Raw genomic sequence first — 21,561 nt, 5'->3', positions numbered from 1 at the left:
GGCATCATGGGCGAGCGATGGAACAGCGGCGACCCTGACGGGCCACGGACACCGGACCGGACGCACCGGACCGGCGAGGCGGAGGCGCCGCTCTCCCCGGACGAGCGCGGCCCCGCCGGCGACGCCGGCTCGCCGCGCCCCACGGGCGGGCAGGCTTACGCCGGTGACGCGGACCGGCTGCGGGCCCACGGCAGGCAGCGGCACGGCGCCGGGACGGACGGCCGGCGCGCGGGGGACGAGGATCCCCACCGGCACACAGGAGGCGAGGAGACCCACGGGAACGGCGTGCCGGGACTGCTGGCGCGTGAGGAGCGGGACAAGCTGACGCAGCGGCTCCAGCATGCGGTGACGACCTTCGTCGACGCACCGCAGGAGTCCGTACGCGAGGCGGACCGGGTGATCGAGGAGGCGACCTCGCGCCTGACGGCCCTGTTGGCCGAACGCCACCGCAACCTGCGCAGCTCATGGTCCGAGGGCCCGGGCACGAAGGCGGCCGAGGGGACGGCCACGGCCCCCGACGGGCCGCACGGCGTCGCCGAGGGCGGCGCCGCCGCGGACACCGAGCGGCTGCGGCTGGCGCTGCGCGACTACCGCGAGTTCGCCGAGCGGCTCCTCAGGACGTGATGCCTGGAGCCCACGGCGGACGGGGTGGGAACGGGCGAGGGCCCGCTTCCACCCCGTCCGGCTGCCGGGCGGGCTTCGGACCTGACCCGCGAGGGCTCAGGCGGGCTTCGGACCGGCCTGCTGCACGACCTCGAAGGTCCACACCTGCGAGCCGGTGGCCGCCGGCTTCGGACGCTCGCCGCCCTCGGCAGCGCCGCCGCCCTGGTGGGCCGCCTTCATCGGGCCCTCCATCCAGGCCTGGAAGTCGGCCTCGCTGCGCCAGCGCGTGTAGACGAGGTACTGGTCGGTGCCTTCGAGCGGCTTGAGCAGCTCGAACCACTCGAACCCGTCAGAGCTCTCCACGGCGCCGGCCCGCGAGGCGAACCGCTTCTCGAGGGTCTCCCGCTGCTCGGCCGGCACGGTCAGCGCGTTGATCTTCACGATGCTCATGCCGCCCATCTTCGCGCAGCCGCCCGCCGCACCGCGCGGGAGCCCCCACTTCGGACATACGAGACGGGCCCGGCCGCGCGCGGTGCGCGGCCGGGCCCGTCAGGAAATCGCTGGTCCTCAGCCCTCCAGGGGCAGCTGTCAGCCCTTGAAGTGCAGCTCCACCGAGCCGTCCGCCGCCTCGACGACCTTGATCTCGTCAAGGTCCATGACGTGCACGGTGGGCTCGTACTGCACGGCGCGCGGGCCGACGCCCACCACGCGCATCCCGGCCGCCTTGCCCGCGGCGATGCCGGCGCCGGAGTCCTCGAAGACGATGCAGTCGGCCGGGTCGGCGCCGAGCAGGGCCGCGCCCTTGAGGAAGCCCTCGGGGTCCGGCTTGCTGGCCGAGACCGACTCGGCGGTGATGCGGTGCTCGGGCATCGGCAGCCCGGCCGCGTCGATCCGGGCGGTGGCCAGGGCCACGTCGGCCGAGGTGACGAGGGCGTGCGGCAGGCCCTGGAGCGCGGCCATGAAGGCGGGGGCGCCGCCCACCGGGACCACGCCGTCGACGTCGGCGGTCTCGGCCGCGAGCATCTCGCGGTTCTCCGCGTAGTTCTCCTCCATCGGGCGGTCCGGCAGCAGCAGCGCCATGGAGGCGTAGCCCTGGCGGCCGTGCACGACGGAGATGACCTGCTCGAAGTCGAGCCCGTGCTTGTCGGCGAAGCGTCGCCAGCAACGCTCCACCACCGCATCGGAGTTGACGATCGTGCCGTCCATGTCGAGCAGCAGGGCGCGGGCGGTCAGCACGGTGGTGGCCTCGGTGGCCGTCATCGGCGGTCTCCAGAGCTCGGGACGCGGCCGGTGCCGGCCGCGGAAGCCGCGGCCCGGTGTCGACCGCGGCCGCGGAAGGGAACAGAGCGGTCCCGCCCGCCGGTCAGGGAGGTGCGGGCGAGGACCACTTTGTTCCTACAGCTTACAAAACAAGGACGGCGCTACGCCAGCGGCCTGCCCGATTCCGGACAGGCCGCCATAAAACAGCAGGTCACAGCGCCCTCGGCAGGAGCCCGGCAGACAGGCTCCGGCAGACCCGGCTCAGGCCCGGCGCAGGCCCAGGAGCCCCAGGAGTCCCAGGAGTCCCAGAAAGCCCGGCAGGCCCACGGCGCCCGGGGGCTTACGGCGCCACAGCCTCGTACAGGCTGAAGCCCGCAAGGGCGAGCATGGCGATCGCCGCGATCTTGGTGATGAGCCGCAGCGGCACCCGCTTGAGCAGCGCCTTGCCGCCGATGATGCCGATGGCCGCCACGGACCAGAGCGCGAGCACCGCACCGAGGCCGACCGAGAGCGGGTCGTCGTACTTGGCGGCGAGGTTGGCCGTCATGATCTGGGTCAGATCGCCGAACTCGGCGACGAGGATGAGCATGAAGCCCGCCCCGGACACCTTCCAGAACGACTGGTCCTCGGGCTTCCTGACCTCTTCCTCGCCCTCGTCCTTCTTCATCAGGAGCATCACCGCGCCCGCGAGGAAGAGCACGCCGGTGAGCGCCTGGACGAGGCGGTTGGGGAGCAGGGTGAGCACCGAGCCGGCCGCGATCGCGAGCGCGACGTGCACGGCGAAGGCCGCGGCGACACCGGCGAACACGTACGAGGCGCGGTAGCGGGTGCCGAGGACGAGGCCGGCGAGCGCGGTCTTGTCGGGCAGTTCGGCGAGGAAGACGACGCCGAAGACGAGCGCCATCACGCTGAAGCTGATCAAGGTTCCTCAATCGGTCGGGGCTGCCCCACCGAGAGTTGCTGCGGACACCTCGGCACGGCAGCGCGCTGAGGTGCCACCCCTGCCGGGCAGAGGCGCACACGGGCACTGCTTGCCGAAGGTCTCGCTGGCGGTCCGCGAACGGTCCGCTCCGGGCGCCGGCCCAGCCTGTCGGAAGACGGCTGAGCAGTATGTCGACGGTCCGGCGAAGAGCTACTCCCCTTCTGCGTCCTCCATCGTACGCGACGTACGTCCGCTGCCGTCAGGGCCTTAGGTCCCGGACCCGGTGCGGCACCAACCCCGGCCGCACGGCCGCCGCACACCAACTCCCCTGCCAGGCATGGCGGATGAGGTTCGTGCACGCCCTCTTGTCCGCTCATCGGGTTGACGCGACCCTGTCACCCGGCGCACATCTGCACGCCATCCCGCGCCGCCAGCATGAGCGCGCTCGCACACCAGCGGGGAGCGCTCAACATCCCCCCACACCAAGGGAGTTCGCATGTCCGGTGTCTACGCGCGTCAACGAGCCGGTGCCCTCGCCGCCCTGACCGCCGCGGCCGCCGCTGTGAGCCTGCTCACCGGCCCGCCCGCCCAGGCCGCGCCCCCCACCCCGATCAGCGCGACCACCGCCCGCACCTACCTGGGCGAGCTCACCGTGAAGGCCGAGGGCTCCTCGACCGGCTACAGCCGCGACAAGTTCCCGCACTGGATCACCCAGTCCGGCGCCTGCAACACCCGCGAGGTGGTGCTCAAGCGCGACGGCACCAATGTGCAGCAGGACTCCAGCTGCGCCGCCACGTCCGGCAGTTGGTACTCCCCGTACGACGGCGCCACCTGGAGCGCCGCATCGGATGTGGACATCGACCACGTGATCCCGCTCGCCGAGGCCTGGCGCTCGGGCGCGAGCAGCTGGACCACCGCGCGGCGCCAGAGCTTCGCCAACGACCTCGCCCAGCCGCAGCTGATCGCCGTCACGGACAACGTGAACCAGGCCAAGGGCGACCAGGACCCGGCGGAGTGGCTGCCTCCGCGCACCGCCTACACCTGCATGTACGTACGGATGTGGGTGGACGTGAAGCACCACTACGGGCTGAGCGTGGACTCGGCCGAGAAGAGCGCGCTCCAGTCGGCGCTCAGCGGGTGCTGACCGGTCGCTGACCGGTCGCTGATCCGCTACGACTGATTCGTTACGGCGGAACCTCCCCACGACCCTCCGTCGTTCCGTACCGTACGGGCGACGGAGGGAAGTGATCACGATGACCCGGCTGCGCCTGGGCCCGCTGCTGCGTTATGTCGACGAGGCCGCGGCGACGATTTGGGTGGAGACCGACCGCCCCTGCACGGCCGAGGTGCGCTGCGCCGACGGCGCCGGAGGCCGGGAGCACACGTTCCAGGTGGCCGGGCACCACTATGCGCTGATACCGGTGGGCGGTCTGACCCCCGGCACCGAGACGGCGTACGAGGTGTTCCTGGACGGGCAGCGGGTGTGGCCGCTGCCGGACTCGCGCTTCCCGCCGTCCACGATCCACACCCCCTCGGGCGCCGCGGACGAGCAGATGCGGATCTCCTTCGGCTCCTGCCGCTGGGCCGCGCCGCCCGCGAGCGAGCACGACCCGGTGGGTCCGGACGCCCTGGACACCCTCGCGGCCAAGCTCGCCGAGCACCCCGCCGACGTACGCCCGGACGTCCTGGTGCTGCTGGGCGACCAGGTGTACGCGGACATGACCTCCAAGGCCACCAAGAGCTGGCTCGCGGCCCGGCGCGACCTGCGCGAACCGCCCGGGGCTCAGGTCGCGGACTACGAGGAGTACACGCACCTCTACTACGAGTCCTGGCTGGACCCCGAGGTGCGCTGGCTGCTCTCCACCGTGCCGAGCTGCATGATCTTCGACGACCACGACGTGATCGACGACTGGAACACCAGCGAGTCCTGGCTCGCCGAGATGCGCGCCACCCCGTGGTGGAACGAGCGGATCCTCAGCGGTCTGATGTCCTACTGGGTCTACCAGCACCTGGGCAACCTCACCCCGGCCGAGCTCGCCTCCGACGAGCTGTACGCGGCCGTGCGCGAAACCCCGGACGGCACGGACGCGCTGCGCACCTTCGCCGCCGAGTCCGACCGCGACCCCGCGCGCACCCGCTGGAGCTACCGGCGCGACTTCGGGCGCGTACGGCTGCTCATGGTGGACACCCGCGGCGCGCGCGTCCTGAAGGAGTCGGAGCGCGCGATGCTGGACGAGAGCGAGGCGGCCTGGCTGCGCGAACAGGCGCTCGCGGACCGGGAGTCGAGCGACCACCTGCTGATCGGCACCTCGCTGCCGTGGCTGCTCCCGCACCTGATCCACGAGGCCGAGGGGTGGAACGCGGCGCTCGCGCGCGGTGAACGCGGGCCGCGCTGGGCCAGGTTCGCCGAGGATCTGCGGCGGCGCAGCGACCTGGAGCACTGGGCGGCGTTCCCGCGCTCGTTCGAGGCGCTGACCGAGCTGATCGCCGAGGCGGGTACGGGCCCGGGCGCGCCGGCGTCGGTGTGCGTGCTCTCCGGGGACGTGCACCACGCGTACGCGGCCGAGCCGACCTGGCCCAACGGCGAGCACCGGCCGGACGCCCGCATCCTCCAGCTGACCTGCTCCCCCGTGCACAACTCCATCCACCGCTCGGTGAAGTGGGGCTTCCGCTTCGGCTGGAGCAAGGCGGGCCGTGCGCTGGGGCGGCGGTTCGCGCGGCACGGGCGGCTCGCCGAGCAGCCCATCAAGTGGCGCAGGACGGGCGGCCCCTGGTTCGGCAACCAGCTGATGACCCTGACCCTGCGCGGCCGCTCCTCGCGGCTGCGGCTCGATCAGGCGCAGCGGGTGCGGGGCGGCGGGGCGCGCCTGGAGACGGTGGAGGACACGCAGCTCACGCCGTAGGACCACAGCTCCCGCCGTAGGACGCGCAGCTCACGCCGTAGGACGCGCAGCTCACGCCGTAAGGGCTCGCGCGTTTCGCGGGTGACCGTAGGGCTGGTGTGGCGGCCCCATGGCGTTCTTGTGGGGGTCCCGTGGTGCCTCCGCGGGACCTGCGTGATCCGCCCCACAGCGGACGGGGCAATTCCGGTCAGGGCATCGACAGGCGGCGCGGCGACGGCATGATGAGGCGGACCATCCGCTTCCTCATCCGTCACCCCCACCCCACGTGACGCCCAAGTTGCCCCACACGACCGGGAGTCCACCTCTTGCCCGCGACGTCCCCGACGCCCGTACCACCCCGAATACCCCGATACGCCCAGGAGTCGGCCGTCGCCGTGGTCGGGGCCGGACCGCGGGGCACCGGCGTCGTCGAGCGGCTCTGCGCCTCCGCGCCGGAACTCCTGCCGCCGGACACCCGGCTCACGGTCCACGTGATCGACCCCGCGCTGCCGGGCGCCGGGCAGGTGTGGCGCACCGACCAGAGCCCCGAGCTCCTGATGAACACCGTCGCCTCCCAGGTCACGCTGTTCACGGACGAGAGCGTCAGCTGCGCGGGCCCCGTCCGCCCGGGCCCGAGCCTGTACGAGTGGGCGGCGCGCGACCCGGCGACGGCGCTCGGCCCGGACGCCTACCCGGCGCGTGCGCTCTACGGCCGCTATCTGGAGTGGGTGTTCGCCGAGACGGTGCGCAGGGCGCCCGAGCGGATACGGATCGAGGTGCACCGCGCCCGCGCGGTCCGCCTGGAGGGGGACGGCCCCCAGCGCCTCGACCTCGACGACGGCACCCGTATCGAGGGCCTGGACGCGGTGGTCCTCGCCCAGGGCCACCTCCCCGCGCTCGGCGACCGCGGCCAGGAACGCCTCGCCGCCCACGCCGCCCGGCACGGCCTGCGCCACCTCCCGCCCGCCAACCCCGCCGACGTGGACCTGTCCTCGCTCGCACCCGGCGAGCCGGTCATCCTGCGCGGACTCGGGCTCAACTTCTTCGACCACATGGCCCTGTTGACCCGGGGCCGCGGCGGCCGCTTCGAGCGGACCCCGCACGGGCTGCGCTATCTGCCGTCCGGCCGCGAGCCACGGCTGCTCGCGGGCTCGCGGCGCGGCATCCCGTACCAGGCACGCGGCGACAACGAGAAGGGCGCACACGGCCGCCACCTCCCGCTCGTGCTCACCGAGGACGTCATCGAGGCCTTCCGCAAACGCACCGCCGAGGGCGATCCACCCGACTTCCTCGACGAGGTCTGGCCCCTGGTCGCGAGGGAGGTGGAGTGCGTCTATTACGAAGCGCTGCTCGTCGCGGACCGGCGGACGGCCTTCCGCGAACGCTTCCTCGCCGGCCTCCACGATCCCGAACTCGCCCTGCTCCTGGCCGAGTTCGGCCTGCCGCCCACGGCCCGCTGGTCCTGGGACCGCATCTCGCGCCCGTACCGCGGACGCACCTTCACCGGCCCCGAGGACTGGCGCGGCTGGCTCGGCGGACATCTGCGCGCGGACGCCGCCGAGGCCGCGCGCGGCAATGTCTCGGGCCCGCTCAAGGCGGCGCTCGATGTACTGCGCGACCTGCGCAACGAGCTGCGCCTGATCGTCGACCACGGCGGCCTGACCGGCCGCTCGCGCCGTGAGCACCTGGACCGCTGGTACACCCCGCTCAACGCGTTCCTGTCGATCGGCCCGCCCCGGCGCCGTATCGAGGAGATGTGCGCCCTGCTCGACGCGGGCGTCCTCACGGTCGTCGGGCCCCGCATGCAAGTCGCCGCAGAACAGGGCGCGTTCACCGCCCACTCCCCCGACGTGCCGGGCTCCGAGGTGAGCGCGCGCGTGCTCGTCGAGGCGCGGCTGCCGGAGCCGGACCTGCGCCGCACCGCCGACCCGCTGCTCGCCCGCCTGCTCAAAACGGGCCGCTGCCGCCCGCACGTCGTCGGCGATTACGAGACCGGAGGCCTGGACGTCACCCCGAGTCCCTACCGTCTGATCGACCGTCAAGGAGCCGCGCATCCCGCGCGGTACGCGCTCGGCGTGCCCGCCGAGGGGGTGCACTGGGTGACCGCGGCGGGCGCGCGGCCCGGGGTGGACTCGGTGACGCTGGCGGACGCGGACGCGGTGGCGCGGGCGGTGCTGGGGGATGCGCGGGCCGGTGCGCGCGGCGAACGGAATCCGGCCGACGGCCGAATGTTGAACTTGCAAGCACGCTAAGGTTTACCTAACCTAGGGCTCCCCCAGGTCGGTCCTCGTCCCCGGACCGAAGTAAGGAGTCCCCCACCATGACTGGACGTCTCAACAGCGCCCAGCCCTATGCCGTCGCCCTGTTCCGCATCGTCGTCGGACTGCTCTTCGCCTGCCACGGCGCGGCCACCCTGTTCGGTGTGCTCGGCGGCCCGATGGGCGGCAGCACGCCGGAGATCGGCGCCTGGCCGTCCTGGTACGCGGCCGTGATCCAGCTCGTGTGCGGCGGCCTGGTGCTCATCGGCCTCGCCACCCGCCCCGCCGCGTTCCTGGCCTCGGGCTCGATGGCCTACGCGTACTTCAAGGTCCACCAGCCCGAGGCCCTGTGGCCGCTGCAGAACGGCGGCGAGTCCTCCGCCCTGTTCTGCTGGGCCTTCTTCCTGCTCGTCTTCACCGGCTCCGGCGCCCTCGGCCTCGACCGGCTCTTCTCGCGCGGCGCCCGCGTCGGCGCGCAGCCGACGGCCGCGGGCGGCTCCGCCCCGGAGTCCTCCGGGAGCGCCGAAGCGTCCGTCAAGCGCGAGGAAGCGATCCGAACGGCACGGTGAAACAGGCCAACCGGTCTCCCGCACCGCCCTGTTCGCGGTGCAGGACCACCGAAGCGGCCGCGCCCCGGCGGAAGTTCCAGCTGTGGTGCGCGGCCGCTTTGCCGTTCCCGGCCTCGTCCGTGGTGAAGTCCAGCCAGATCTCGTTGTCCGCGTTCAGGTACTTCGGGTCCTTCGAGGGCTGCACCGGGTCGACCTTGTTCTGGTAGTGCCCGCCGGCGTCCATCGGATCGGTGCCGCACGGCTTCTGGTGCACGTGCGCGCCGTACGCGTAGCCGGGCTTGAGCCCCTTGACCCGCAGCGCGACCTTCGTGCCCCGCTCGTCGGTGTGCTGGCGCACCTCGACCCAGCCGGCCGCGGGCACGAGACCGAGGTCGTACGTCTTCGCGGTGGACGGGATCAGCGCGCTCGGCGGCGCGAAGGTGGCCTCCGCGCGCATCCAGTAGTAGTCCGCGGCTGCCGCGCTGTGCCCCGTTCCGCCCGTCGTCGCGAGCAGCGCGGCCGTCAGACCCGCCACCGCCATCCCTGCCACCATCGCCGACTCTCCTTCGTCTGGTCCGTCCCGGTACGCCCCCTGTTGCCCCCTTCGTTCGTACGGGACTTCGTGACCGGCCGCCGCATCGGGCACGGCAGCCGGGTGAACGACCTGCGAAGGGCCTGTGCACCCCCGTGGATGTGCGCCGTGCCCTCGTGCGTACGCTGTATGGCTGTTGATGTTGCCCCGTGTCCGGATGCCACGGACGCGCACTTCAGCGGCGCCCGAGCGGCGCGGTACTGCCGACCGGGAGGGACTCGTGCTGGACAGTGTGGGCGCCCTCACCGGCAGCCCCTGGATCTATGCCGTCGTCGCGGTCTCGATCCTCTTCGACGTGTTCCTGCCGGTGCTGCCGAGCGGCTTCCTGGTGATCACCGCGGCCACCGCGGCGGCGGCCGGCACGGGGGCCGTGGCCGGTTCGAGCGCGGTGGCCGGCTCCGCCACGCAAGTGGTGGGCGACGTACCCGATCTGCTGCTGCTCGCCCTGTGCGCGGCGACCGCCTCGGTGCTCGGCGACCTCGCGGCCTACCGCCTGGCCTGGCGCGGCGGCCCGCGCTGGGACCGCGCGCTCGCCCGCTCACGCCGCCTCGCCTCGGCGCAGGAACGTCTCGGCGCCGCACTCGCACGGGGTGGCGGCGCACTGGTCGTCCTCGCACGCTTCGCCCCGGCCGGCCGCTCGGTGGTCTCCTTCGGCGCGGGTGCGGCGCACCGGCGCGTACGCGAGTTCCTGCCGTGGTCGGCGCTCGCGGGGGTGGCCTGGGCCGCGTACAGCGTGGGCCTCGGCTACTTCGGCGGCCAGCTCCTCGGCGCGACCTGGGTGGCCACGGGCGTCTCGCTCGCGGCGCTGTTCGGGGCGGGCGCCGGGGCGGCCTATCTGATGCGGCGGCCGCGGGCCGTGACGACGGTGGAGACGGCGGGCTGAGCCGCCCCGGCCGCCCCCGGGTCAGTCCCCGGCCCCCTGCTGCGCGGGCAGCTCGTGGACATGCTTGAGCAGCATGCGGGCGTCGACCACGTCCGGCGCGGCCACCTCCTTCCAGTAGCGGTGGCCGCTGACGAACACGGCGAGCTCCCGCTCCCGCTCGCGCAGCTTCTCCACCTCGGCCTGCTCGTCCTCCGTCCAGCCGGGCGAGGCGGGGCGCTCCACCTTGCGCCAGCCCGCGGTGTCGCTGAAGCCGTCGAGGGGCACGACGGACCAGGGGAGCCGCTTCAGGAGCGCCAGAAGTTCTGATCGGACCTGGTGCAGCTCCTCCTGCCCCTGGAGGAGGTCACTCGGGAACTCAGGAGTCACAGCCACGCCGCAATGCTACGTCTGTTCGATTTTCGAAGGCGAGCGGAATCCGGGAGTTCACGCGAACGGGTGTTCCAGCGGCGGTCACGGGCCACACTGGAGCCATGTGCCGCAGCATCAAGACCCTTCGTCCCCCGGTCCTCGAGCACGACGCCACGGAGGAGGACATCCGCGCCGCAGCCTTGCAGTACGTGCGGAAGATCTCCGGCTTCCGGGCGCCCGCCGCCCACAACCAGGAGGTGTTCGACCGCGCCGTCGACGCGGTGGCGGAGGCCACCCGCGAACTGCTCCAGGACCTGGTGGTCCGGGGTGCGGGGAGCGCGAAGGCCAAGGGCGCCGCCTGAGCTGACCGGGACCGTCAGGCGCCCGGACCCTCCTCCTCAAGTTCCCCCAGCGCCCGCTCCAGCCACGCCACCCAGAACGTCTCCAGGTCGATCCCGCCCCGCAGCACCAGATGCTGGAGCACGTCGATGTCCGCGCCCACCGGGAAGTCCCGCGCCTCGATCGCCTCGTACTCCGCCAACTGCCGCCGGTGGAGGGCGAGATGGCGGCGCAGCTCCTCCTCCAGGCCCGCGCGCCCGACCACGCCCGCGGCCCGCACCCGAAGCAGCAGCGGGTCGCGGATGGGGCGCGGGTCCTCGGGGCGCGCGACCCAGGCGGCAAGCTCCTCGCGCCCGGCCGGCAGGACCTCGTACTCCTTCCTCGAGCCGCGCGAAGGCCCCTGCGAGGGCAGCGCCCTGATCAGCCCCGAGGTCTCCAGGCGGCCCAGCTCCCGGTAGATCTGCTGGTGCGTGGCCGACCAGAAGTAGCCGATCGACTTGTCGAAGCGGCGGGTCAACTCGAGGCCGGACGAGGGCTTTTCGAGCAGCGCGGTCAGGATCGCGTGCGGCAGGGACATGAGGGGAGGCCCGTCACAGGGAGGCGGCGAGTTCGGTGCCCTGCTTGATGGCCCGCTTGGCGTCCAGTTCGGCGGCCACGTCGGCGCCGCCGATGACGTGCACGCTCGCGCCGGCCGCAAGGAGCGCCTCGTACAGCTCGCGGCGCGGCTCCTGTCCGGCGCACAGCACCACGGTGTCCACGTCGAGCACCGAGCGCTCCCCGCCGACCGTGATGTGCAGACCGTCGTCGTCGATCCGGTCGTACGTCACGCCCGCGAGCATGGTCACGCCGCGGTGCTTGAGCTCGGCGCGGTGGATCCAGCCGGTCGTCTTGCCGAGGCCGGCGCCGACCTTGCTGGCCTTGCGCTGGAGCAGGTGCACCTGGCGCGGGGGCTTGGGGCGCCGCGGCTCGTCGAGCCCGCCGCGCGTGCGGTACTCCATGTCCACGCCCCACTGGCGGAAGTAGACGGCCGGATCGGCGCTCGCGCCCTCGCCGCCGTCGGTGAGGAACTCGGCCACGTCGAACCCGATGCCGCCGGCCCCGATGAGCGCGACCTTCTCCCCCACCTCGGCGCCGCCCGCGAGCACGTCCAGGTAGCTGAGCACGCTCGGGTGGCCGACGCCCTCGATCGGGGGCGTGCGCGGCTCGACGCCGGTGGCGATCACGATCTCGTCGTACGGCCCGTCGGCGAGGTCGCCGGCCTCCACGCGTACGCCCAACTTGACGTCCACACCCCGCTCTTCGAGCTGCACGCGGAAGTAGCGGAGCGTCTCGTCGAACTCCTGCTTGCCGGGGACCTTGCGGGCCACGTTCAGCTGGCCGCCGATCTCCTCCGCGGCGTCGAACAGCGTGACCTGGTGGCCGCGTTCGGCCGCGGAGACCGCGCAGGCGAGACCGGCGGGACCGGCGCCGACGACCGCGATGTGCTTGGCGCGGCGGACCGGGCCGAGGACCAACTCGGTCTCGTGGCAGGCGCGCGGGTTCACGAGGCAGGAGGTGATCTGGCCGCTGAAGGTGTGGTCCAGGCAGGCCTGGTTGCAGCCGATGCAGGTGTTGATGGTCTCGGCGCGGCCCTCGGCGGCCTTCGCCACGAACTCCGGGTCGGCGAGGAAGGGCCGCGCCAGGGAGACGAGGTCGGCGTGCCCGTCGGCGAGCAACTGCTCGGCCACCTCGGGGGTGTTGATGCGGTTGCTGGTGACGAGCGGGATCTCGACCGCGCCCATCACCTTCTTGGTCACCCACGCGAAGGCGCCGCGCGGCACGGTGGTGGCGATGGTCGGGATGCGCGCCTCGTGCCAGCCGATGCCGGTGTTGAGGATGTTGGCACCGGCGGCCTCGATCTGCCGGGCGAGCGCGACGACCTCGTCGAGCGAGGAGCCGCCGGGCACGAGGTCGAGCATGGAGAGGCGGTAGACGATCAGGAAGTCCTTGCCGAGGCGGGCGCGGGTGCGGCGCACGATCTCGACGGGCAGCCGCATGCGGTTCTCGTACGAGCCGCCCCAGCGGTCCGTGCGGTGGTTGGTCTGCGCGGCGATGAACTCGTTGATCAGGTAGCCCTCCGAGCCCATGATCTCGACACCGTCGTACCCGGCCTTCTTCGCCAGCGCGGCCGTGCGCACGAAGTCCTCGATGGTCCGCTCGATCTCGTCCTCGGTCAACTCGTGCGGCACGAAAGGCGAGATGGGCGCCTGAAGCGCGCTCGGCGCGACCAGGTCCTTGTGGTACGCATACCGCCCGAAGTGCAGGATCTGGAGCGCGATCCGGCCGCCCTCGGCGTGCACGGCCTCGGTGACGACGCGGTGCTGCTCGGCCTCCTCCTCGGTGGTGAGCTTCGCGCCGCCCTCGTACGGGCGTCCCGCGTCGTTGGGCGCGATGCCGCCGGTGACGATCAGGCCGGCGCCGCCGCGGGCGCGCTCGGCGTAGAAGGCCGCCATCCGCTCGAACCCGCGCTCGGCCTCTTCCAGGCCGATGTGCATCGAACCCATCACGACCCGGTTGGGAAGGGTGAGGAATCCCAGGTCGAGGGGGGTCATGAGGTGGGGGTAGGCACTCATCCGGAGGCTCCTCGGTCACGGCAGGACGGCTACGCGGCAGGACGGCTGACTCCTCATTATGCAACTGGTTGCATAAAGGGGTAGGGGGCAGCTGTGGGGGGTGTGTCACATCGGGGCGGCGCGGCGTGGGGCGCTCGGCCGGTCAGCTGGTCAGCCGGTCGGCGGGGCACAGGGGCGGCCGGTGATCAGTGGGGCACGGGGCGCTCGGCCGGGACCGGCGGAGGGGATGTCCGCGTAGCGGCAGGGGATGTCCGCGTAACGGCAGGGGATGGCTTTGTGGCGGCAGGAGACGGTTCCGCAGTCGCAGCGGACGGTCCCGTAGCGGATGACGACGCCGCGGCATGGCAGGCACCGCGGCCGCCCGCGAAGGCCGTGATGCGGCCCGCTTCGATCCGTACGGCCGCCTCGGTGCCGTCGTCCACCGCGTCGAGGCCCACCGCCCCCGCGACCGCATGCGTCCCGTCGTACACGATCCTCAGCGCCGGCCATGTCTCCGGCGGAAAGACACCGCTCACGCAGGTGCGCAGCTCGGCGAGGGTGAGGCGGGCGAGCGGGGTGAGTTCGTGGGGGTCGGCGGAGACGAGGACGGCCGTGACCTGCGCACCGGGCTCCGCCGAGCGCACCAACTCCTCGACGGCTTCGAGCCGTTGGAGCCCGAGCACGGCGACGACTCCGTCCGCGCCGCCGAGCCGGGCGGGGCGGGCCCGCAGGACGTCCGTGGCCGGCGGCGGCTCCCAGGGACGGTCGCAGGGGACGGCCTCCGCGGCATACGGGAGGTATGCGGGCGGCCAGGAGCCGTCGTCCGCGACGGCGGCGAGCCGCTCACAGGCGGCGACGGCGTGGAACGGGTCCACGAAACCCGGTGCGGAGTCGGCAAGTTGACGCGCTCCGTACAGGAACGTGAGCGCTGCTTCGGCGGCCCGCACCATACGTGGCGCCGCACCCGGATCCGGGCTGCGCACCACACGCGGCGCCGAACCCGGCTCCCGGCTGCGCACCCTACGCGGCGCCGCCGCGCTCGCCCCCCGGCGGTGCACCTCCTCCAGGCACAGGCCGAGCACCACCGCGTCCAGCTTGAGCAGTTGGGCATACGCGCTGCGCGTGGCCTCCTCGGCGAGGATCTCCTGCTGGAGCCGGCTGCCGAGCCGCCCGTGCTCGGACGTCAGCGGCAGGCCGGTGAGCAGGATGCGGGCGTAGGCGCCGAGCGCTGCGGCGGGGGTGGCGGGCGGCTCGGGGCGCCGCGGCGCGGGCGCACCCTCCGCCAGGTCGGCCAGGACGGAGAAGTAGAGCGCCCGCTTGCCGGAGAAGTTCGAGTAGACGGCGCCGCGCGTGAGCCCGGCGCGCTCGGCGATGGCGTCGACCTTCGCCCCCTCGAAGCCGCGCGCGGCGAACTCGGCGCGGGCCGCGGCGAGCACCTTCGCCCGGTTCTGCGCCTGCAGCTGAAGCCTGCTGAGCCCTCTGCCGAGCCGGGCCATCGTCCCCGTCCTCACCTTTCCGCCTGCCCCGCCGGGCAGTTGGGCTGTTTCGCCGGGCACGTTGCCGTCGGCGCCCCGGTCACGTTACCGTCACCACCAGGTGATTCAGATGATGCCGTCATTTGAAATACGACGCATCCCTGCCGCGGGGGCACCAGGCACCCTCGCCCCGGGGGCACGACGCGCCCCTGCCACGCGGGCGGGGCAGAACCGACACAACCCCGTCACGGGGCCGAGGGAGACGAATCCGAGTGGCACGCGCCGGTGACAGCGGCTCCTTGTTGACCTGCACGTTCTGCGGGAAGAGCCAGAAGTCCGTCCGCAAGCTCATCGCGGGCCCGGGCGGTATCTGCATCTGCGACGAGTGCGTCGGGCTGTGCAACGAGCTCATCGCGGAGGACCTCGTGGAGGCGCCGGGCGACGCACCGGCCGAACTGCCCACGCCCCGCGAGATCTTCGCGCATCTGGAGAGCTACGTCGTCGGCCAGGAGGAGGCCAAGCGCACCCTGGCCGTAGCGGTCTACAACCACTACAAGCGGCTGCGGAACAGCGCGTTCGCCGACGCCGACGTGGAGCTCGGCAAGTCCAACGTCCTCCTCGTCGGCCCGACCGGCTGCGGCAAGACGTACCTGGTCCAGACGCTGGCCCGGATCCTCGACGTGCCCTTCGCGATCGCCGACGCCACGGCGCTCACCGAGGCGGGATACGTCGGCGAGGACGTGGAGAACATCCTGCTCAAGCTGGTCCAGGCGGCCGACCACGACATCGAGCGGGCGCAGCGCGGGATCATCTACATCGACGAGATCGACAAGGTGGCGCGCAAGAGCGAGGGCCCCTCGGTGACGCGCGACGTCAGCGGCGAAGGGGTGCAGCAGGCCCTGCTCAAGATCCTCGAAGGCACGGTCGCCTCGATCCCGCCGCAGGGCGGGCGCAAGCACCCGGGCCAGGAGTTCATCCAACTCGACACCTCCCAGGTCCTGTTCATCGTCGGCGGCGCCTTCGCGGGCCTCGAGGAGATCATCGAACGCCGCTCGTCCCGCCGGTCGATCGGCTTCGGCCCGACGCCCCTGCGCTCGCCCCAGCCACTGAACGAGCTGACGGCAGAGGATCTGCGCGAGTTCGGCCTGATCCCGGAGTTCGTCGGCCGGCTGCCGCTCACGACGACGGTGCACCCGCTGGACCGTACGGCCCTGATCCGCATCCTCACCGAGCCGCGCAACGCGCTGATCAAGCAGTACCAGAAGCTCTTCCAACTCGACGGCGTGGAGCTGGAGTTCACCGACGAGGCGGTCGCCGCGGTCGCCGACCAGGCGCTGCTGCGCCGGACGGGGGCGCGCGCGGCCCGCAGCGTCCTGGAGGAGGTCCTCCTCAACGTGATGTACGAGGTCCCGAGCCGCGACGACGTGGCCCGCGTCGTGATCACCCGCGAGACGGTCCTCGATCATGTGAACCCGACGCTGATCCCGCGGCCGGCGGAGGGCTGGGACGAACAGTCGGCGTAGCGCGCCGCGCACCGGGTCGGTCAGGCGCGCACCACTCACCGCACCCGGCCGACCAGCTGCCGGTCGGCGTAGCCCACCGCACCCCGGGCAGCGCGGGCGGTCCACGTACCGGACGGTGTCCCACGCCGCCCGCATCGGTGTTTCCATGGAGGCATGCCCGCCACCGAGAACCTGCTCGCCTTCGCCGCGATGTCCTTCCTCCTGATAGTCGTCCCCGGCCCCAGCGTCCTGTTCGTGATCGGGCGCGCACTCGCGCACGGCCGCCGGGCCGCCCTGACCACGGTCCTGGGCAACACGCTCGGCGCGTACGTCCTGGTCATCGCCGTGGCCCTCGGCGTCGGCGCGATCGTGGAACGTTCCGTCCTGGTCTTCACCGCACTGAAGCTCATCGGCGCCGCATACCTCGTGTACCTGGGCGTGAAGGCCTTCCGCGAACGGCGCTCCCTGGTCGCCGAGTTCACCGGAGACGCCCCCGAGCGCGGCGGGATGCGCACGCTCTGGGAGGGCTTCGCGGTCGGCGTGGCGAACCCGAAGACCATCGTCTTCTTCGCCGCGGTCCTGCCCCAGTTCGTGGACCGCACGGCCGGCCACGTCCCGGCCCAGATGCTCCTGCTCGGCCTGGTCTTCAACCTGATCGCGGTGCTCTGCGACAGCGCGTGGGGCCTGACCGCCGCCTCGGCCCGCACCTGGTTCGCCCGTTCCCCCCGCCGCCTCACGATGGTCGGCGGCACGGGCGGGCTCGCGATGATCGGCCTGGGGGTCACGGTGGCGGTGACGGGCCGCAAGGACTGAACCACCCCGCCCTCCTTGGGCGCCCCCTCGGCCGCCGCCTCACGCCGCCCTATTCACCCTCCTCAAGGGCGGCACGAAGGACGGCCAGCGTGGCCGCAAGTCCCTTGAGATCGGCGGGAGAAACCACCGCGGTCAGAGACGCGAGCGTCTCCTCGACCACGGGCCGCGCGGCCGACAGCAGCTCCTCCCCCTCGGGCGTGAGGCGGAGCACGGAGGAGCGGCGGTCCTGCGGGTGCGCGACCCGCACACACCGGCCCGCGGCCACCAGCCGGTCCACGGCCTTGCTGACGGCGCCCACGGTGATGGCCAGTTCACCCGCGATGTCGAGTACCCGGCACCCGTCGACGCGGTCGATGATCTGCAGGAACTCGAACTCCCCCAGCCCCAGGCCGTGTTCGGTGCGCAGCCTGGCGCTCACCGCGTTGTAGAGCCGGGTCTCCACGCGGACGAGATCGTAGAAGACGGGGGCGACGGGAGTGACGCGGCTCACAGAGACTCCATATAGATTCCCAGGAATCATCTTCCCTGGAACGCGGTTGGTGACGAACAGATGGATTCCAACGGACCCGACCGACGGAACCTGACAGATCCGCCAGACCCACCGGACTCGACGGACTCGACGGACCTGACAGAACCGCCGGACCCGACAGAACTCGCCGGACCCGCCGGCCCCTGCCGGGACCCAATGAATTCCAAGGAATCCATCCTCGCATCCCGACCGATGGAGGCCCGCCATGTCCCGCCGTCAGCGCCAAGCCCTGGACGCCCTGCTCCGCTCCGTCCCGCGCAGCGAAACTCCGCTCACCCCCGCCGAACAGCGCACCTCCTTCGCCGCCGCCATGACGCGACCGGCACCCGAGAGCGTCACCGTCCGCAGAACCGTCCTGGGCGGCCGCCCGGCCCTGGAACTGGAACCGGCCGGCGCAGCCGACCGCGGCCGGCTGCTCTATCTCCACGGCGGCGGCTATGTGATCGGCTCACCGGACACCCACACGGGACTGGCCGGCGAACTCGCGGCCCGCGCAGGGCTGCGCACCACCTCGGTCGACTACCGGCTGGCGCCCGAGCACCCGTTCCCCGCGGCCGTCGACGACGGGCTCGCCGCCTACCGCGACCTGCTGACGGCGGGCGTCGACCCGAGGGAGATCGTGGTGGCCGGCGACTCCGCGGGCGGCGGCCTGAGCATCGCGACCCTGCTCGCCGCCCGGGAGGCCGGGCTCCCTCAGCCGGCCGCCGCGGTCGTCTTCTCGCCGTGGGTCGACCTGACCCTCTCCGGGGCCAGCATGCGCACCAAGGAGGCGGCCGACCCGATCTTCACCCAGGCCGACGTGCGCGCGTACGCGGACCTCTACGTCGGCGCGGGCGACCGCAGCCACCCGCTGGCCAGCCCGGTCTTCGCCGACCTGTCCGGCCTGCCGCCACTGCTCGTCCAGGTGGGGGCGAACGAAGTGCTGCTCGACGACGCGGTCCGCCTGGCCGCCCGCGCCGGCGCCGCCGACGTCGAGACCACACTGGAGATAGGCCCCGGCCTCCCGCACGTCTACCAGACACACCACGGCCGCCTCGACGAGGCCGACACCGCCCTGGACCGAGCCGCCCACTTCCTCACCGCGCACCTGAACGCCCCGCTCGAGGCAGACCTGAATCCCGCCCCGCCCCACCCTGCCGCCATCTGACCCCCACCGGCCGTCCCGCGGGCTCACACTGCTGGATGGGCCGGAGCCGGCGTCAACGGCTCCGGCCCACCTTGCCTGCCCTCAAGTGGCCTGGCTCCGTCGCCTGCCCTCAAGTGGCCTGGCTTCGTCACCGCGGCCGACACCGCCGGCCTGCAGCGCCAGGACCAGTGATGCGGCGATGGTGCCCCTCAGCGGGGATGGTCTGCTGCGGCAGACCTGATCCGATCATCAACCGCCCTGATACCTATGGCTGTTGTTGGTGCTTGGTGGTGTTGGTGCTTGGTGGCTGTTGGTGCTTGGCCTCGGACGGCCCCAGAAGGCCCGGCATCCCTGCGTGTCATCATCCTCAGATGCTGAAGATCCCCGGATATGAGGGTGGCCCGCTGGTCCAGGGCGATGCCTACATGAGCAACCCATTGTTCTGGCCTGTGCACCTCGGTGCCGGCTTGCGTGGTGAGGACGCGCAGCGGGCTGCGTTCGGCGCCGACTGGGACGCCGCCAGGGAGCTTCTAAGCGCCCTCTCGGCCCAGGATGCGTGGCCGGTGTTCACTGTGCCGCTGCCCTCCGGGCACACCATCCACATCGTCTACCGCAACTACGAAGGCGAACGCGGGGTGGACTACCTGATCCACCACCAGACGTGGCCCGAGGCAGAATCCCTCGCCGCAGTCGACGGACACTTCATGGGCCCGGGGATCTCCTGGCCGGAACTTCTGTCCACTGCCCGGCGGCCGGCCGCCGACGGGCCCGACGGTTTCGACGCCAGGCTGTTGCTGCTCTTCCCTGCGCTCGGAGACGCTGACATCCCCGAAGAGGCAACTGGACTGCTCACGGCCGCGCTTGCCGCGCTCACCGTGATCGAAGAGCCTGCGGAAGTAGCCGACATCCTGGTAGAGAACCAGGGCCTGTGGACTTCAGCTCAGTGGCGGTGGGAGGGAGGTGCCTGGATCAACGACGGCGGACACTCGTACCGAAACCCGGGCAACGCCTTCGCCCTGCCCACCGAACGCCTCTTGGAGATCAGTGACGCCCTGACTGGCACAGCGAAATAAAGCAGAACGCCGAGGACTGAACTCGCAGCTTGGGAAGCTCAGATGTTCTAGGGCCTCTTGGGCGCCTGAGCTGCGGCGGAGTGGGTCCGCGATCTCCAGTCGAGCTGATCGGTCACCCGGTGTTTCCCGTGGCTCCCTGCTCAACCTGGCACGGGGGGCGTCGAGGCCTCAGTCGTCGAACTCGAAACCTGAAGCCTCCGCGCGGGCAACAATTTCGCGGACTGCCTCGGGACTTGTGATGACAGGCTCCATGGCGGCTTTGAGCCGGTGAGGTCGCTTGCGGCTCCGAGTGCGCAGAACATACCGGCCTCACTGTCGAATTCGAGCCGGTCAGCGAGAACTGGCCGTCGAAGTCATGCAGATTCATGGTCATGGCGGGACTCCCTCACGCACTCAGTTGGTCACTCGGCCCAGCGCCACTCACGGGCGGTGGTAGCTGTCGCGATCGATGTCAGAGATGGGATCTCGCGAACCGGTGGAGGTACTGGAGGAACAGCTCTATCTCGGTCTCGGAGAGCCGCTCTTCGTGTCGTTCGTTGCGCACGCCGTCGCCCTAGGGTCGACCGCTGTACCTGCGACACCCTCGATGCGGGCCCCCGGCAGTGTGGTCGCTGAGGAGCACGGAGGACCGCCGAGGCCTCGGCTGTGATGATCCATGCATGAGTTTCCTCGTGACCGACGGGCTGTCGCCTGTCGAGCGTGCCTTCATGGTCAATGGTTCCGAGCACGACATCCTCCCCGGTGCGAGGTGCTGTCGCTGGTCGACCAAGGGGTGGATCGAGGTGTCCCTGCTCATCCCCTGGGTTGCACCTGACGGGTCTCACGGTGAACAGCCCGGGCCTCCCATCGCACGCCAGGACCTTCCGGCTGTGCCGGCAGGACGAGAGCGGCGCGCGCCCCGCGTGCGGGCGCCTTGACCCCGTGGAGAAGGCATCTACCAACCCGGCCATGCTTACGATCCCTTGGTCGACAATGAGCGCATGAACGTCCCTGAACTGCTCGAATCAGCTTCCCTGTTGGTTCCGGAAGAGACTGCCACCGAGAACGACATCACGGTGCGAGACATCTGGGACTACCTCGTCCACGACGAGTGGGAGATCGCCCTGGGCCTGCTGGAGGAGCTGCGGGATGAAGGGGCGCTGCCGCTGGCGTTCTGGGAGGCGCTTGCCGAAGCGGCTGGGCAGCTCAGGCTTGAGCGGAGCGCGGCCTGGTGCCGTTGGCGCTGCTCCGAGATTCGGAACGGCGTGATCCGAGCCGATCTGACGCTCCGCCCTGCCGGCGAGGCGCGACGCACCACTGCAATCTCAGGCGCTGGTGTTCTTCGCCCCATGTGGGACATCGGACACACCTCACCCACCGGCGACGCCGCGGTCAGCATCGCGGCGCTCTGGGTTGAAGACCTGCCCTTCCTGGAACCCGGCGGGAAGGCCACGGTTCGACTCGTGCCCCTCACACCGTCCCACTGGACGGACGTCCGGCCCGGTCAGCAGATCACCATGCATGAGGACCGAACCGTGGCCGGCACCGCAGTCATCCTGGAGGTACATCCTCCTGCCCTCGAGATGACATGACTGGCTCGTAGTCTCACTGCAGCTCACATCAACGGTCGAGGGCTGAGCTGTCCGAGGAGCCGCTAGTGCCGGGTGTTGGCGCTGTTCAAGCAATTCCGGGCACCTGAACGTCAAAGACCCCCAGTCTTGATCGACTGGGGGTCTTTGCGCTGGTGGGCGCGGACGGTTTCGAACCGCCGACATCCGCCTTGTAAGGACTAGACTCCCTCGAATGTGGACTCTCTATCCGTTGATGTGAATGGATGT

21 protein-coding genes are annotated in these 21,561 nt (G+C 71.7%); 12 read left to right on the top strand and 9 right to left on the bottom strand.

Going from position 1 to position 21,561, the window contains the following annotated elements:
- Window positions 1-6 precede the first annotated feature (6 nt).
- Window positions 7-624: a hypothetical protein gene (locus BLT97_RS38465; RefSeq protein ID WP_245769285.1), complete on the top strand. Its 618-nt coding sequence runs from the start codon at window positions 7-9 to the stop codon at window positions 622-624.
- A gap of 96 nt (window positions 625-720) precedes the next feature.
- Here the strand turns inward: BLT97_RS38465 and BLT97_RS12165 are convergent, their stop codons facing one another.
- The 3 genes from BLT97_RS12165 to BLT97_RS12155 all read right to left on the bottom strand — a co-directional run bounded on the left by BLT97_RS12165 (window position 721) and on the right by BLT97_RS12155 (window position 2,785).
- Entirely contained in the window at window positions 721-1,053 is a 333-nt protein-coding gene (locus tag BLT97_RS12165; protein WP_093609125.1) for an antibiotic biosynthesis monooxygenase family protein, read from the bottom strand.
- 138 nt (window positions 1,054-1,191) lie between these two features.
- The gene (locus tag BLT97_RS12160) at window positions 1,192-1,863 is read right to left on the bottom strand and encodes an HAD-IA family hydrolase (RefSeq protein ID WP_093609123.1); all 672 of its coding nucleotides are present in this window, start codon (window positions 1,861-1,863) and stop codon (window positions 1,192-1,194) included.
- A gap of 340 nt (window positions 1,864-2,203) precedes the next feature.
- On the bottom strand, window positions 2,204-2,785 hold the full coding sequence (locus BLT97_RS12155) for a TMEM165/GDT1 family protein (protein WP_093609121.1): 582 nt from the start codon (window positions 2,783-2,785) through the stop codon (window positions 2,204-2,206).
- Between the two features lie 496 nt (window positions 2,786-3,281).
- Between BLT97_RS12155 and BLT97_RS12150 the strand changes: the two genes are divergently transcribed.
- The 4 genes from BLT97_RS12150 (at window position 3,282) to BLT97_RS12135 (ending at window position 8,494) form a co-directional block, all read left to right on the top strand.
- The gene (locus BLT97_RS12150) at window positions 3,282-3,929 is read left to right on the top strand and encodes an HNH endonuclease family protein (protein ID WP_093609119.1); all 648 of its coding nucleotides are present in this window, start codon (window positions 3,282-3,284) and stop codon (window positions 3,927-3,929) included.
- A gap of 109 nt (window positions 3,930-4,038) precedes the next feature.
- On the top strand, window positions 4,039-5,688 hold the full coding sequence (locus tag BLT97_RS12145) for an alkaline phosphatase D family protein (RefSeq protein ID WP_093609909.1): 1,650 nt from the start codon (window positions 4,039-4,041) through the stop codon (window positions 5,686-5,688).
- A gap of 305 nt (window positions 5,689-5,993) precedes the next feature.
- On the top strand, window positions 5,994-7,919 hold the full coding sequence (locus BLT97_RS12140; RefSeq protein ID WP_245769284.1) for an FAD/NAD(P)-binding protein: 1,926 nt from the start codon (window positions 5,994-5,996) through the stop codon (window positions 7,917-7,919).
- A gap of 68 nt (window positions 7,920-7,987) precedes the next feature.
- On the top strand, window positions 7,988-8,494 hold the full coding sequence (locus tag BLT97_RS12135) for a DoxX family protein (RefSeq protein WP_093609117.1): 507 nt from the start codon (window positions 7,988-7,990) through the stop codon (window positions 8,492-8,494).
- Here BLT97_RS12135 and BLT97_RS12130 read toward each other — a convergent pair.
- Complete coding sequence (locus BLT97_RS12130) at window positions 8,460-9,026, bottom strand: superoxide dismutase family protein (protein ID WP_093609115.1); 567 nt, start codon at window positions 9,024-9,026, stop codon at window positions 8,460-8,462. The genes BLT97_RS12135 and BLT97_RS12130 overlap by 35 nt on opposite strands.
- 259 nt (window positions 9,027-9,285) lie before the next feature.
- Between BLT97_RS12130 and BLT97_RS12125 the strand changes: the two genes are divergently transcribed.
- Complete coding sequence (locus BLT97_RS12125) at window positions 9,286-9,948, top strand: DedA family protein (protein WP_176953740.1); 663 nt, start codon at window positions 9,286-9,288, stop codon at window positions 9,946-9,948.
- A gap of 21 nt (window positions 9,949-9,969) precedes the next feature.
- Here BLT97_RS12125 and BLT97_RS12120 read toward each other — a convergent pair whose 3' ends face one another.
- Window positions 9,970-10,320 (bottom strand): hypothetical protein, encoded by a 351-nt coding sequence (locus BLT97_RS12120; RefSeq protein ID WP_093609111.1) that lies wholly within the window; start codon window positions 10,318-10,320, stop codon window positions 9,970-9,972.
- 98 nt (window positions 10,321-10,418) lie between these two features.
- On the opposite strand from BLT97_RS12120, the gene BLT97_RS12115 reads away from it, so the two are divergent.
- Window positions 10,419-10,658 (top strand): DUF2277 domain-containing protein, encoded by a 240-nt coding sequence (locus BLT97_RS12115; protein WP_093609109.1) that lies wholly within the window; start codon window positions 10,419-10,421, stop codon window positions 10,656-10,658.
- A 14-nt stretch (window positions 10,659-10,672) separates the two neighbouring features.
- Here the strand turns inward: BLT97_RS12115 and BLT97_RS12110 are convergent, their stop codons facing one another.
- From BLT97_RS12110 to BLT97_RS12100, 3 genes are all read right to left on the bottom strand, one after another.
- Window positions 10,673-11,212: a PadR family transcriptional regulator gene (locus BLT97_RS12110; protein WP_093609107.1), complete on the bottom strand. Its 540-nt coding sequence runs from the start codon at window positions 11,210-11,212 to the stop codon at window positions 10,673-10,675.
- Between the two features lie 13 nt (window positions 11,213-11,225).
- Window positions 11,226-13,247 (bottom strand): NADPH-dependent 2,4-dienoyl-CoA reductase, encoded by a 2,022-nt coding sequence (locus BLT97_RS12105; protein ID WP_093609105.1) that lies wholly within the window; start codon window positions 13,245-13,247, stop codon window positions 11,226-11,228.
- A 185-nt stretch (window positions 13,248-13,432) separates the two neighbouring features.
- Entirely contained in the window at window positions 13,433-14,737 is a 1,305-nt protein-coding gene (locus tag BLT97_RS12100) for a TetR/AcrR family transcriptional regulator (RefSeq protein WP_245769283.1), read from the bottom strand.
- A gap of 236 nt (window positions 14,738-14,973) precedes the next feature.
- Here BLT97_RS12100 and clpX point away from each other — a divergent pair, with 236 nt between their 5' ends.
- Entirely contained in the window at window positions 14,974-16,224 is a 1,251-nt protein-coding gene (clpX, locus tag BLT97_RS12095; RefSeq protein ID WP_093609101.1) for an ATP-dependent Clp protease ATP-binding subunit ClpX, read from the top strand.
- A gap of 153 nt (window positions 16,225-16,377) precedes the next feature.
- A complete protein-coding gene (locus BLT97_RS12090) occupies window positions 16,378-17,016 on the top strand; it encodes a LysE family translocator (protein WP_093609099.1) in 639 nt (212 codons plus the stop codon).
- A 49-nt stretch (window positions 17,017-17,065) separates the two neighbouring features.
- On the opposite strand, the gene BLT97_RS12085 is transcribed toward BLT97_RS12090, so the two are convergent.
- Window positions 17,066-17,506, bottom strand: coding sequence for a MarR family winged helix-turn-helix transcriptional regulator (locus tag BLT97_RS12085; protein WP_245769282.1), 441 nt, complete (start codon window positions 17,504-17,506; stop codon window positions 17,066-17,068).
- A 244-nt stretch (window positions 17,507-17,750) separates the two neighbouring features.
- On the opposite strand from BLT97_RS12085, the gene BLT97_RS12080 reads away from it, so the two are divergent.
- The 3 genes from BLT97_RS12080 to BLT97_RS12065 all read left to right on the top strand — a co-directional run bounded on the left by BLT97_RS12080 (window position 17,751) and on the right by BLT97_RS12065 (window position 21,315).
- The gene (locus tag BLT97_RS12080; protein WP_093609095.1) at window positions 17,751-18,692 is read left to right on the top strand and encodes an alpha/beta hydrolase; all 942 of its coding nucleotides are present in this window, start codon (window positions 17,751-17,753) and stop codon (window positions 18,690-18,692) included.
- 350 nt (window positions 18,693-19,042) lie between these two features.
- Complete coding sequence (locus BLT97_RS12075) at window positions 19,043-19,744, top strand: hypothetical protein (RefSeq protein ID WP_093609093.1); 702 nt, start codon at window positions 19,043-19,045, stop codon at window positions 19,742-19,744.
- A gap of 980 nt (window positions 19,745-20,724) precedes the next feature.
- A complete protein-coding gene (locus BLT97_RS12065; protein WP_093609091.1) occupies window positions 20,725-21,315 on the top strand; it encodes a hypothetical protein in 591 nt (196 codons plus the stop codon).
- Window positions 21,316-21,561 lie beyond the last annotated feature (246 nt).

Origin of the sequence: Streptomyces indicus, from assembly GCF_900100315.1 — a bacterium.
Classification (GTDB): Bacteria; Actinomycetota; Actinomycetes; order Streptomycetales; family Streptomycetaceae; genus Streptomyces; species Streptomyces indicus.
This window is presented reverse-complemented; position numbering and strand designations above follow the sequence as displayed.